The following is an 11,887-nucleotide window of genomic DNA, read 5'->3' as shown; positions in this document are numbered from 1 at the left end:
TTTTCCTTAATTAAGCCCTTATATTGTTTTTATAACATTCACTGACTTGCTATCTGCTATCTCACCGAAAGATAAAACCTCCAGATCCGGAAAACGACCTTCAATCATTTTCTTAATAAATCGACGGACATCGACAGACGTAAGGAGGACAAGATCTTTATGTGCAATCAATAAATCATCCAACTTAAGTGTAATGAGATCCATCAAATTAGCGGAGGCTTCCGGGTCAAGGCTGAGGAAGGTACTGCCAGAGGTCTGACGGATCCCTTTGCGAATAACATCCTCAACTTCAGCAGATACCATTACTGCTCGTAATTCGCCGCCATTGGCGAATTTATGGCAAATATAACGCGCCATTGCCCCACGAATATGCTCCACAAGGTTAATGACATCTTTTTCTCTTGGCGCCCACAATGCGAGCGCTTCCATAATTAATTTCATATTACGCACGGAAACACGTTCACTTAACAAACGCTGCAAAACTTCAGATATACGTTGTACCGTGGCATGTCTGAGCACTTCTTTAAGTAAATCAGGAAATTTCGCTTCCAGTTGGTCCAGCATATGTTTTGTTTCCTGAATACCGAAATATTCATTGACGTTGCGCGCCAGCGTCACCGCCAGACAGTGGTAAAGCTCATCAAGCGCGTTCCGCAACACATAGCCAAGCTCCCGGAGTTTCTCCCCCTCTTCATGCGTTACCCAGAAATACTGGCTGCTACCTTGCTGATGGATTGTTGGATTAATACCAAAGGACACGACTTCATCGGAATAATTTACCACTCGCATCAAATCAAAATAGACCGTAAATTGTTCAACACGGATCTCATTAATCAACAATACGATGCTGTTATCGTCCAGGCCCTCGCCATCGCGTAACAATACTTCCGGCAGGCGCACGCCATAATCAATAAAGAACTGACTACGTAGACGCTCCGCAAGTTGAGCTTTTTCCAGATCTTCACGCCGGCTCTTCGGCACAAGTAATATCAACGGTACGGTCTCTGTAGAGACTTTATCGAGATCGCCAATCAGTCCTAACGACGACCCTTCTTTTTCCTCAATACTGAGCGGCTGCTCGCCTTTACTGGTTTTAGGTTTGGCGGCGCTACGTTTTGCTTCACGGAATTTAAAATAGAAGAGTACGCTTAAAACCACCGATAAAATAACAAATACCGGCAGCGGGAATCCCGGCAGAGTTCCCATTGAAATGGTCAAAATAGCCGTAACAACCAATACAAATGGGTTGTTCAACAGCTGCGTCATGATATTCCGCCCCATATTATCGCTATCGCCATTTACGCGAGTCACGATAAAACCGGCACTAATCGCAATCAACAATGCGGGGATCTGGGCGACAAGACCATCACCAATGGTCAGCATGGTATAAGTAGACAGAGCGGAGGACAAATCCATACCATGGCGGGTCATCCCCACCGAAATACCGCCAATAAAGTTAACAAAGATAATAATGATGCCGGCAATAGCGTCACCTTTGATAAACTTCATCGCACCGTCAAAGGAACCGTAAAGCTGGCTTTCCCTTTCCAGTACGCTTCGCCGTTCGCGCGCGGCATCCGCATCAATAATACCGGCCTTCAAATCGGCATCAATACTCATCTGTTTACCGGGCATACCATCCAGAGAAAATCGGGCCGCAACTTCCGCGACGCGTTCTGAACCTTTGGTAATAACGATAAACTGGACCACGGTGACAATAGAGAAGACAACAAAACCCACCGCCAGGCTATCGCCAATAACGAATTGCCCGAACGTGGCGATAATTTCACCGGCATCGGCTTCAATCAAGATAAGACGGCTGGTACTGATTGATAATGCCAGACGAAAGAGCGTGGTAATTAACAGTACCGCAGGAAACGTTGAAAAACTGAGGATTCTGTCAATGTAGAACGACCCCATAAACACCAATATCGCCAGTACGATATTCAGTGCGATCAGGAAATCAACCAGATAGGTAGGTAATGGAATGACGAACATAGAAATGATCATCACCATTAGTACCAGAATCAGTAATTCAGGTCGTAAACGAGCACTGTTAAGTAGAGAAAGCAGCACTATAGGTATCCTGTTAATATTAAATTAAGACAGCTTTTCAATAGTACGACGCTGTTCTGCCATTTCATGCTTGTAGGCAATATCGGTCATACTACGTAACGCCATTAACAATTCTTCCTGCCAGTATTCTTCATAAAATAGTGAAGAGGGTATGGCTTTACATACTTGATAAAATATCTGCAAAAAGGATGCATGTTCTTTATGACTAAGCAATAACGCATTCAAGCCTATAATATCGGCTAACAGCGAATCCACTTCATGTGGCTGTTGCAATAGCGAAAGCATCAGTAGTAGCCACGACGACTCCTCCGCATTAAACGCTTTGGTAAACGAATACGACAACAATGTACTCACAAACAGCAGGTCAGCGGAGCGCAACATTTTAAGTTGCGTCAGGCGTCGTAAAAGCTGGCCAAACTCCAGGCGCGAACAGCTGGCGTCATTCGCGTCAATATCGGTTAATAGCGAACCCTCGATAAAATCCAGTACCACCAGTCGACGTTGATAGCCATAACTGGCTATCCAGTCAGAGTAAATCTCCACTTCATGTGATTCACTCTGGATAAATTGCCGATAGCTGGCGCGCAATAAGCCTGGTTTTAACGATAATGTTTTCCCAAAAAGCCGGGCCTTCAACGCACAATTAATCCCTGCCTTGAGGGTCTTCGGATCGGTTTGCTCTTCAACGTGCTTAAGTAACGACTCCAGCTTTTTCCGCACGATCTCTTCCAGATCTTTACGACGAAGCAATTCGCGTAACACAAGGACTAAATCACTGGGGTCAGGAAATAAGCTACGCGCCTGACGTAAAAAATCTTCTAACGCGCCGCCATGTACGCTAATTAGCTTTAATATTTGCTTCGCCTTCGGTAAAGCCTCATCCTCCAGCACGCGTTCAAAACTGTTAGATAAATTACTGGATTTTTTTTCATAATCGCGACGGTTACGAAATTGCGCCAGCGCCGCTGACATTTCGTCCGTCGACTGGACAAATTTTTGTACTTCCGCCCCTGGAGACGAATCCTCCGCGGCCTGTTGTATTTCCGCCTGTTGCGCATCAGTATGCTGGGTCGCATCCTGGTGAGATGTCTGCCGGGACAATATTCTGGAAAATGAAATACCGGAGGTTGAGCCAGGAATCATTTAATTACCTCCTGACCTCTATCCAGATAAACACGAACCCATTTCTGTAACTTATCGTCCCCACTCCAGGCACCGCTTTGCTTCAGAATATTGTTTACCGATTCGCTGGCATCCGGCGTTAACGGGTCGACAATTTCTTTTGGTTCAATCATGAACACACGAACAACATTACTTTTATTCTTACTGGAATAACGGAACAGGCTACCAATAAGCGGTAATTTGCCTAAAAACGGAATACTTTGGACAGTATCGGTATTTGCATCCCGTGTATAACCCCCGACCAGCAAACTTTTTCCGTGCGGCACTCTCGCAATAGTGCTAATTAACGTTCGCCCGACTTCGGGTAACGCATCTACGGAGGTGGTAGTATCAGATTGCGGCGTCTTATCGTTGCCATCTTCAATGTCCAGCGACATTTCTATCTGACCATCTGCGGAAAAACGGGGCAGCACTCGGATCATTGTTCCGTATGTTACATGCTCAAGCGCCACATTACGTTCCCCAATCAGCTTGGTGTAAAACGTTCTGTTGTTATCAAAAATAGCGGGAACATTTTCCTGAGTCAGTAATACCGGGCGCGAAACCACCGTCGCCTGTTTCTTCTCTTCTAACGCATTTACCGCGGCGATGAATCGACTGCCATCGAGGGTACTTATTGAAGACTGGTTTAATGACACGCCAAGTTTGTCCCCAATAGTAATGCTGCCGCTCCATGAAGTGCCCAAACGCTCCAGATCGCTTTTATTAAGATCGACAATCCACAGGGATAATTCTACGTGACGTTTGGCGACATCCAGCGCTTTAACCAGCATTTCGATAAAATGCACCTGCTCAGCCGTTCCCTTTACTAACAAACTGTTGGTATCCGGATAGGCCACGATTTTAATATTGCCCGCCGCGGCATTTTGCTTTAAAGCTTCCTGCAGACTCATGCCACCGGCATAATTTGCTGCTTTACCTTTCTCTCCATTCGCTGAAAACGCTGGCATCGCCGGGGGTTCGCTACTGACAATATTACCTAAGGGTTGCTCTTCTCCCTGCAATAACCTTTCAATGGCCGTGGCAATACCGGGGATAACCATTTTCTGATCGCGCAGATTGTAGGTACGATCGCCCACGAAGGTATTGTTCAGACGCATCACCCCTATTTTCTGACGTCCCAGCTCAATACCATCGTTTTGCTTGTCCATCATGGTGGCGGCGTTGACCACCATATCAACATAGACGGGTGGCCCTGAAACATAGAATGTTCCTTTACGGTTATCGCCACGTAGCGGGTAATTTTTGTTATATAAACCTGAGCGTTTTAGAAAATTGTTGAACTCATTGAGTGAGACGTTGCGTAAAGAAACCACGGCATTGCGCATTTCACTGGCGTCATAAATATAGATAGCCTGTCCATCGAAATACCAAATCAGCCCCAGTTGTAGGGAAAGCTTCTCCAGTAATGCGTTAGGATCGTGAAACTCAAAGTTGCCCGTAATTTTTTTTCGTGCCGCCATTTTGCTAACAATGACAGGCTCCTTTAGCTGTAGCGCCATGGCATCGAAAAATGTCCGCAGGCTATCGTCTTTCGCAACAAACCCACTTCCCGTTACAGGTATTTTTTCACTAGAATAACCAGGTGCAACCAGAACAAGCGCGGCACATGCCAGCACTCTGGCCAAAAGAATATGTGTCTTCATTTGTCTGCCAATTGAATAATATTTGATAATTTCCGCGGCGAAACGCCGATCAGCTCTTTGATCTCACTAGAAAAATGTGAAGGCGATGAGTAACCATGATTAACGGCTAATTGGGTGATGTTCTCGTGGCCTTCTACACTATTCAGCAGCGATTGCGCCATACGCCAGTTTCGTAATTCACTCTTCGCTTTTCCGCCCAACGCTCTGCTGCACAAACGACGAAAATGGGTATAAGAAACGCCATAGTCTTCTCCCAGCATTCTCATCGTGTTGCCGCTGGTTGACTGAGCGAGTAAATAGCCAACCAACCAGTAACTCTCGCTTTTTCGTAACAGCGCCAGTACCTTATTGAAGGCCGGAGAAGGCGTAATAATTTGCTGCAAAAACCAGTACTCGCAGCGTTTACGATCTTGCCAAATAGCGCGAAACTCAGGACTCAGCAAAACCCATTTATCGGATTCAGCATATGTCGTGTCCACTAATCCTGCGCCATCGATAAATGCCAGTAATTTGCTGAGTACTTCAATTTTTAACGGTCGAAAAACCAGGTCTCCTGATACTGGTGCGACAACGGCCTGCTCGCAAAAAAGCAGCGCGCCTTCCTGAATCAGGCAGTTTTCATTGTGTCGGCTTTCAGAAAATGACATATGCAGCTTTTGCGCGGAACACGTCTGTATAAACCATGCTTCCGGGCTGCGGATTTTCCGCTTCTCTCCTTCTTTAAGTACTTCCTGCGTATTTAGCATAGTTGTCAGCACCAGTTAAAAATCATTTTAATATGTAAACAATACCGGGAGCGGGTGGCAAAATCCTGATGCAAACATTATGAAACTGATGCCACCCGCTAATTAAATTAGCCAACTTGCACAGCGCTTGCTGATTTAAAACAGAAAATCAGCTCATAGTATATAAATTCTGGCTTATTGTTCTACAGCAGCAAAAATTCAGATATTGTCATCGGGATGGAGAATTAATTATTTATATCAGGAGTTTTTTTTGCTAGCATTCCTGAAACGCATTCGCCCCTTATCACTATTGTCAGATAACGTTCTGACGGTTGTGTAAAAACATGGCGCCTCATTCTTCTGTAGTTGGAGTTAATATGAAAAAATTTTATAGCTGTCTTCCTGTCTTTTTACTGATCGGCTGTGCTCAGGTGCCCCTCCCTTCCTCCGTGAGCAAACCGGTACAGCAACCTGGCGCTCAGAAAGAGCAACTGGCCAACGCAAATAGTATTGATGAGTGTCAGTCTCTTCCGTATGTGCCGTCAGACCTTGCGAAGAATAAATCATTATCAAACCAGAACGCTGATAATTCCGCATCAAAAAATAGCGCAATCAGCTCAAGCATTTTTTGCGAAAAATATAAACAAACCAAAGAGCAGGCGCTCACCTTCTTCCAGGAACATCCACAATACATGCGTTCGAAAGAAGATGAAGAGCAACTCATGACCGAATTTAAAAAAGTTCTTCTTGAACCCGGAAGTAAGAATTTAAGCATATATCAGACGTTACTTGCTGCCCATGAAAGACTGCAAGCCTTATAAGGCCATATCACCGTTGGCTGAACTCATCATGATATAATTAAGACCATATTTTGCATTGCCACTTAATATCAATATAATTATTATAGCTATGGTCACTTTTACGGTTGGCCATTTGTCTCTTACGTTGCATTTATCAATCTGCTTTTTGATACAGCAGCACCTCGCTGCTGCTTTTTTTATTTGTGATAAAGAACGGCCTCCCAGACTTGGGAAATAGCCGAAACTTATACTGACAAACTATCGTCTCGTATATCGCGATAAACTGACATCCCCCTCTTGCCCCACATGTTGGCATTCTTACGATACCCCATCCACTTTTCGCGAATAACGTTCTTTTTACCCGTGACAGCGTATTGACGACCAGGCTAGTATAGCGGCAGAAACGTCCCGATGCCTGGAATGAATGGCAAACAGTCTATAAGGTGATTGAATGGATACGACAGAAGAACTAAACGGAACCTACTTCTACCACGGACAATCGAACCTGTCAGCAGGTGAACTATTTGATGTAATTTTCCTTGAGCAATTTTGTGATGAACTTGGGATTGGCATTGAGTCAGGTGCTGCTATCCTCGCCGGGCAACCGTGGTTAAAAACCAGAACGAAACCAGGAGAGGCAATCAAAGGGACAAGTGTTATCTCCAGGTATGGGAGAATGCTTTTACGAAATGCACGAACTCCTTTTGGTATTAGAGTTCCTACACCCGTTGGTATAAGAATGCGAAAAACAAATAATCTTGCCGCAGTCATAGCACGATATGTTCCATGGTTAGGTTGGGTTGGTCTTGTGAATTCAATTTACCAGGTATCAAGGAGAACTCAGGCAAAATACAACCTAATAGCACGCCCTAAAGATCGTATACAATGGACATCCTTTTGATGGACACAATTCAGCAAGAGGTGTTAGCACTCTTCCGTGAAGAGATTCCCGGATATTTAGACAGCAATTGGAAAGAAATCCCATTAGAACTTGATTCTGATTTATTTGAAGCTCCAGGCGATGACCTGCATGAAGCTTTGGATAAATTTGAAAAAAAATTTAATGTAGATTTATCACAAGTTAAATGGTCGTGTTATTTCCCTTGGGAGAATACTCCACTGCTTACACGATGGTTTAAATTAAAACAGGAAGATGTAGAACGAACTCGTAAGCCTTTAACAATCAGAATGTTTTCTGAATCAGCGAAAGCTGGGAAATGGCTTTATGATTAATGAAAAATATGTCGAATTAATCAGGAGCTAATTACTATGAATTTTGTTAATCGATTAAAATTAAAAGTAGTAAATTTCATATACTTTTCAAATTAAAATAATGTGTTGTATCTACCTTTCGACCACCAGTAACTCTGACGCCATCCGTTTTAAATTGACCATTTGGTTCTGGTGGTATATCGCGAGTAGATATTTCTGAAGTGCTTGACTATTCACTCTTTTTTAGCCTGCATGTATGGTGGCGACGATGCTGTTACATAGGTACCGGTATATTACCAAATTGATTCTGCCAGATATCCCGCCTCACGTAGAGCATTCATAATTTTATTCGCTAATTCATACTGATATTCATACGAGGTATTCTCCATGGAAAATACCGTTAATTCATATTTATAATACAGCCAACCATCATTCTCATTTATCAACTTAGGATTACAGTCATAATTTCTTTCTATTGTAATCATTGTATTTTCGTATCTTAAATATAATAAGTTCACTTTTATTATGTCTGGAATCCCTTGGGATAAAAAATCAATTAACTCATATTTATCCAGATCAGACTCAACAACGATTGTGAATTCAGAGTTAACTTCTTCCATTATGGAACCTCAATATATGGGCCTCTATTAAACGGTGATGATTGTTTCATTACCGATACCTGTATTTTTGTTACATCATCCGGATGAAAGTGTAGGATATACATCCTCCCATATGCCACCTTCATCACCAGGGCCTAATGCACGCCGTTGAGCCTTTGTTGATTTTTAACCTTCTGATCTTACTCAGCAATAGTGGACACGCAACTAAGTGAGTAAACGCTCAAGCAAGAGGTGACTCACATGACAAAACCAGCATCAACCACCAATAAGCCACGCAAGCAGCACACGCCTGAAAGCCCTGAAACTGGCGGAACGCATTGGGGTGGCCGCTGCCACCAGCGAGCTTAACCTGTATAAATCACAGATCTACAGCTGGCGAAACTCAGCTCTCTTCTTCTGAACGTGAGCAGGAGATGTCCGCCGCTTAGGGTTGTGTCCCTATTACGCGGGTAGGATCAATCAAGCAGTTACGGCAAAAAAGAGAATCATGAATATATTTAGCAAACTCCCTGATGATACGTAATCAGTGAGATTAAAGTAATACAATCGCGATAAACCGAAGTTAATCCCCTGTTTAAAGACAGTGAACGACCTTCTTGCCATGCCTGGACTATATCAGCCTCACATGTACGCCTTGAAAGCGTACAGATATGTATTATAATTGTACAAATTGTTCATAAACAGGAGGATGAAAACCATGCCTCAGATAGCTATAGAATCTAACGAAAGACTGTCGTTACGTGTATCGACGGATGCCAAAAAGTTGATAGTCCGCGCTGCGGCAATCCAGCAAACCAACCTGACGGATTTTGTGGTCAGTAACGTACTACCTGTCGCACAGAAGATTGTTGATGCCGCCGAACGGGTATATCTGACGGAGCGTGATACTCAAATGATCATGGAAATTTTAGATAACCCGCCAGCGCCGAATGAAAAGCTTCTTGCCGCTGCTTTCGCCCTGCCGGACATGAAGAAATGATGTTTACAGACTGGCATGAGGCCGCGATAGGGAAAACCCACAATCGAATGAATTTTGATTGTGGGGATGCCGATCTGAACCAATTCCTGCAACGCCATGCACGACAAAATCATGAGAAAGGGACAACGAAAACCTATGTTGCGCTTGATAATTCGGATGTTACACGTATCCACGGCTTTTACTCAGTCAGTCCTGCATCACTGATATATGCACAGGTTCCCGGCGCAATCAGCAAAGGATTAGGGAGATACGATGTGCCAGTGTTTCGTCTGGGTCGTTTAGCCGTAGACAAATCTATGCAGGGGCAAGGGCTGGGAGCACAACTTTTGTTATCTGCCGGAAAGCGTTGCATACAGGCGGCTTTGCAGGTCGGCGGCGTAGCCCTGCTTATTGATGCCAAAAATAAACAGGTCTGCGACTGGTACAAAGGATTTGGCGCAGTACCATTAAACGATCAACCCCTTTCCTTGTTGCTGTCGTTTAAAACGCTTTATGCTGCTTTATCTGCATCTGGTAGGTTATGACAAAATGAGGCTTTGTTGAATAATTCAGAATCGGCCAACGATAAGGATACAGGACTCCCATCGGAGCACTCGTTATACGAGCCTGACGCTGGTCGGCATTGCCAACAACGTCATCCGGTTCAGCGCTTTGACCATCGCCATCGCTTCACCCACCTGCGCACCATAGTTCCGCTGGCTCAGATGGCCGCCCAGCAAGGTTTTGATACGGAACATAGCTGTTTCCACTACTGAATGACGGTGACAGCCCACTTTCTTTTCCAGACCTCATTGCTGCCGCTCCGATGTTGATTCGCCACCGCGTGGTTACGCTCATGGTACTTGCCCGGCCAGTATCGCGCACCGCTTCGTGGCGGGATTAGCGGCCTGATTAATAACACATCATGGCAATAGCGCGTGTCATAAGCGCCGTCAGCCGAGGCTTCCCTGATTTTACGGTGAGTCTGGCTAATCAGCCCCGGCAGTGCCTGCGCATCTGTCGAGCCTCTGAGCGGGAAAGTATGCCTTTGCAATTAATCAGGAAAGTGTTGCGCGAGAAATAGTGCATCTTTCAAGCACATCGTCTACTTTAATTAACCGATTCATAAAATATATATTCTCTGTTCATTTCTAGCTTGTAGGCTATTTTAATAACTGTGTATTTTAAAGAATAAAAATTAATATTACCCTACTTCTTTGTTATAATACCAGCCTCCAAAATTGTGCTATAGGAACATCATGGAATTAATCCGTTATGCTGACATCAACAGCGATCTCTATCGCCACATTTGGGTCGTTGGTGATATTCATGGATGTTACTCCTTATTGTTAACCAGACTGGCTCAATTAAATTTCTCTCCTGATACCGATCTCTTGATCTCCACTGGAGATAACATTGATCGAGGAAAAGAAAACCTTGAAATACTGAGACTGTTAAATACCCCATGGTTTATTTCTGTAGTGGGTAATCATGAAGCTATGGCGCTTGACGCTTTTGAAACACAGGATGGCAATTTCTGGTATGTAAACGGTGGTTACTGGTACGACTCGGTCACCGAAAAAGACAGGCAAGAAGCCACTGAGCTATTACTAACTTTTAAGCAGCGTCCTCACATCATAGAAGTTGAAACGTCCTCAAAGAAGTACGTGATTGCCCATGCCGATTATCCAGATGACAGCTACGATTATGGGAAGCAAGTTGATATTGATAGCGTTCTATGGTCACGCGATCGTCTGCTTGGTTCGTTACAGGGGAATATCCATCCAATACGCGGTGCGGATACTTTTATCTTCGGCCATATGATTGTTGACTACACAACAACATTCGCCAATCAAATCTACATTGACACCGATTCTTTCTGTTCAGGCAATCTGTCTTTTTTTAAAATAAAGTAATCTGGAAATAGAATTATATAATATACGCAACGATAGCGTTACTTTATTTTGTATTCTGAGGATATATATTCAAACATAGAATTCTATCATAGCATATTAACCCTCCCTGCATTATGGGCAATGATATAGCCTTCAATAAGTACCATTGCCCATTCGTAATAGCGTCTAAATTTCGCGTTTTTCTGCCCATTTCAGCATTAAGATCGCAGGCCAAAAAAACGAAGCCGTAATCCGACGCAGGTAGTTACCCGATCGCCTGAGACGAGTAAAGATCGCACATCTCAAGATACCTATCGGAAGAAAGCGCAATAACCGTGGTGGCGAAATGGATCGGCTTGCCTTCATGCAACACAATCTTAATACCGGCGGCGGCCGGGATGAAGTTAATGCTCTGTGAATGCCAGGTGTTTTCGGCGATATTTGTCCAGGCCGCGAATTTGCCATTACAGAAGCGAATACCTTCACGACTGATGGTGACTGCCGGCTTTGCCGCGCTTAAAAATGAGCGAGCCAGGCGCACAATAAATAACAGACTGCCGCAACAAATAAGCCCCATAAAGACGGCACCGCCAGTTTTGGGCTCCTCGGGATCGGTGGCCATACTCACCGCCAGCGCAATAAAAACTCCCATCATACAAATCCAGAACACAATACCAACCAACGTTTTAGATCTGGAATAATAGATATTGAACTCCACAGGCATGTTTTGCTGGCTGGTTTTTGATACGTACAGTTCCATTGATTCATCCTTG

12 protein-coding genes and 2 pseudogenes are annotated in these 11,887 nt (G+C 44.1%); 7 read left to right on the top strand and 7 right to left on the bottom strand.

All coding sequences use genetic code 11. From position 1 onward, the window contains the following. Nucleotides 1-18: 18 nt before the first annotated feature. The 4 genes from invA to invF are packed head-to-tail and all read right to left on the bottom strand — an operon-like array spanning nucleotide 19 to nucleotide 5,551. Nucleotides 19-2,076 carry a type III secretion system export apparatus protein InvA gene (gene invA / locus J4617_RS09970; protein WP_000927219.1) on the bottom strand — a complete coding sequence of 686 codons (2,058 nt, stop codon included), beginning with the start codon at nucleotides 2,074-2,076 and terminating at the stop codon, nucleotides 19-21. Between the two features lie 24 nt (nucleotides 2,077-2,100). After that, nucleotides 2,101-3,219, bottom strand: a complete 1,119-nt coding sequence (invE, locus tag J4617_RS09965) for a type III secretion system gatekeeper InvE (protein ID WP_000612171.1) — start codon at nucleotides 3,217-3,219, stop codon at nucleotides 2,101-2,103. Continuing rightward, nucleotides 3,216-4,904 (bottom strand): type III secretion system outer membrane ring protein InvG, encoded by a 1,689-nt coding sequence (invG, locus tag J4617_RS09960; RefSeq protein WP_000848102.1) that lies wholly within the window; start codon nucleotides 4,902-4,904, stop codon nucleotides 3,216-3,218. The genes invE and invG overlap by 4 nt, the downstream gene beginning before the upstream one ends. Further along, entirely contained in the window at nucleotides 4,901-5,551 is a 651-nt protein-coding gene (gene invF, locus J4617_RS09955) for a type III secretion system transcriptional activator InvF (protein ID WP_001674874.1), read from the bottom strand. The genes invG and invF overlap by 4 nt, the downstream gene beginning before the upstream one ends. A 455-nt stretch (nucleotides 5,552-6,006) precedes the next feature. Between invF and invH the strand changes: the two genes are divergently transcribed. The 3 genes from invH (at nucleotide 6,007) to J4617_RS09940 (ending at nucleotide 7,662) form a co-directional block, all read left to right on the top strand. Further along, nucleotides 6,007-6,450: an SPI-1 type III secretion system invasion lipoprotein InvH gene (gene invH / locus J4617_RS09950; RefSeq protein ID WP_000715096.1), complete on the top strand. Its 444-nt coding sequence runs from the start codon at nucleotides 6,007-6,009 to the stop codon at nucleotides 6,448-6,450. A gap of 430 nt (nucleotides 6,451-6,880) precedes the next feature. Continuing rightward, a complete protein-coding gene (locus tag J4617_RS09945) occupies nucleotides 6,881-7,330 on the top strand; it encodes an STM2901 family protein (RefSeq protein WP_000381612.1) in 450 nt (149 codons plus the stop codon). After that, a complete protein-coding gene (locus tag J4617_RS09940) occupies nucleotides 7,315-7,662 on the top strand; it encodes a DUF1493 family protein (protein WP_023198553.1) in 348 nt (115 codons plus the stop codon). The genes J4617_RS09945 and J4617_RS09940 overlap by 16 nt, the downstream gene beginning before the upstream one ends. Before the next feature lie 272 nt (nucleotides 7,663-7,934). On the opposite strand, the gene J4617_RS09935 is transcribed toward J4617_RS09940, so the two are convergent. Then, nucleotides 7,935-8,261, bottom strand: a complete 327-nt coding sequence (locus J4617_RS09935) for a hypothetical protein (protein ID WP_000393302.1) — start codon at nucleotides 8,259-8,261, stop codon at nucleotides 7,935-7,937. A gap of 240 nt (nucleotides 8,262-8,501) precedes the next feature. Between J4617_RS09935 and J4617_RS09930 the strand changes: the two are divergent. From J4617_RS09930 to J4617_RS09920, 3 genes and pseudogenes are all read left to right on the top strand, one after another. Next, nucleotides 8,502-8,680, top strand: a pseudogene (locus J4617_RS09930) (IS3 family transposase); the annotation flags it as partial. Between the two features lie 269 nt (nucleotides 8,681-8,949). Beyond that, complete coding sequence (locus J4617_RS09925) at nucleotides 8,950-9,240, top strand: DUF1778 domain-containing protein (RefSeq protein WP_000855694.1); 291 nt, start codon at nucleotides 8,950-8,952, stop codon at nucleotides 9,238-9,240. Next, nucleotides 9,237-9,764, top strand: coding sequence for a GNAT family N-acetyltransferase (locus tag J4617_RS09920; RefSeq protein ID WP_000971655.1), 528 nt, complete (start codon nucleotides 9,237-9,239; stop codon nucleotides 9,762-9,764). The genes J4617_RS09925 and J4617_RS09920 overlap by 4 nt, the downstream gene beginning before the upstream one ends. 72 nt (nucleotides 9,765-9,836) lie before the next feature. Here the strand turns inward: J4617_RS09920 and J4617_RS09915 are convergent. Next, a pseudogene (locus tag J4617_RS09915) lies at nucleotides 9,837-10,246 on the bottom strand (transposase); the annotation flags it as partial. A gap of 232 nt (nucleotides 10,247-10,478) precedes the next feature. Between J4617_RS09915 and pphB the strand changes: the two are divergent. Continuing rightward, nucleotides 10,479-11,135, top strand: a complete 657-nt coding sequence (gene pphB, locus J4617_RS09910; protein ID WP_208290684.1) for a protein-serine/threonine phosphatase — start codon at nucleotides 10,479-10,481, stop codon at nucleotides 11,133-11,135. A gap of 244 nt (nucleotides 11,136-11,379) precedes the next feature. On the opposite strand, the gene J4617_RS09905 is transcribed toward pphB, so the two are convergent. Then, the gene (locus tag J4617_RS09905; RefSeq protein WP_000424947.1) at nucleotides 11,380-11,874 is read right to left on the bottom strand and encodes a hypothetical protein; all 495 of its coding nucleotides are present in this window, start codon (nucleotides 11,872-11,874) and stop codon (nucleotides 11,380-11,382) included. Between the last annotated feature and the right edge of the window lie 13 nt (nucleotides 11,875-11,887).

Source organism: Salmonella sp. 32010601201800023SM (genome assembly GCF_017572235.1).
Lineage (GTDB): Bacteria > Pseudomonadota > Gammaproteobacteria > Enterobacterales > Enterobacteriaceae > Salmonella > Salmonella enterica.
The sequence above is the reverse complement of the archived record's forward strand: the minus strand, read 5'-3'. Positions and strand labels throughout refer to the sequence as shown.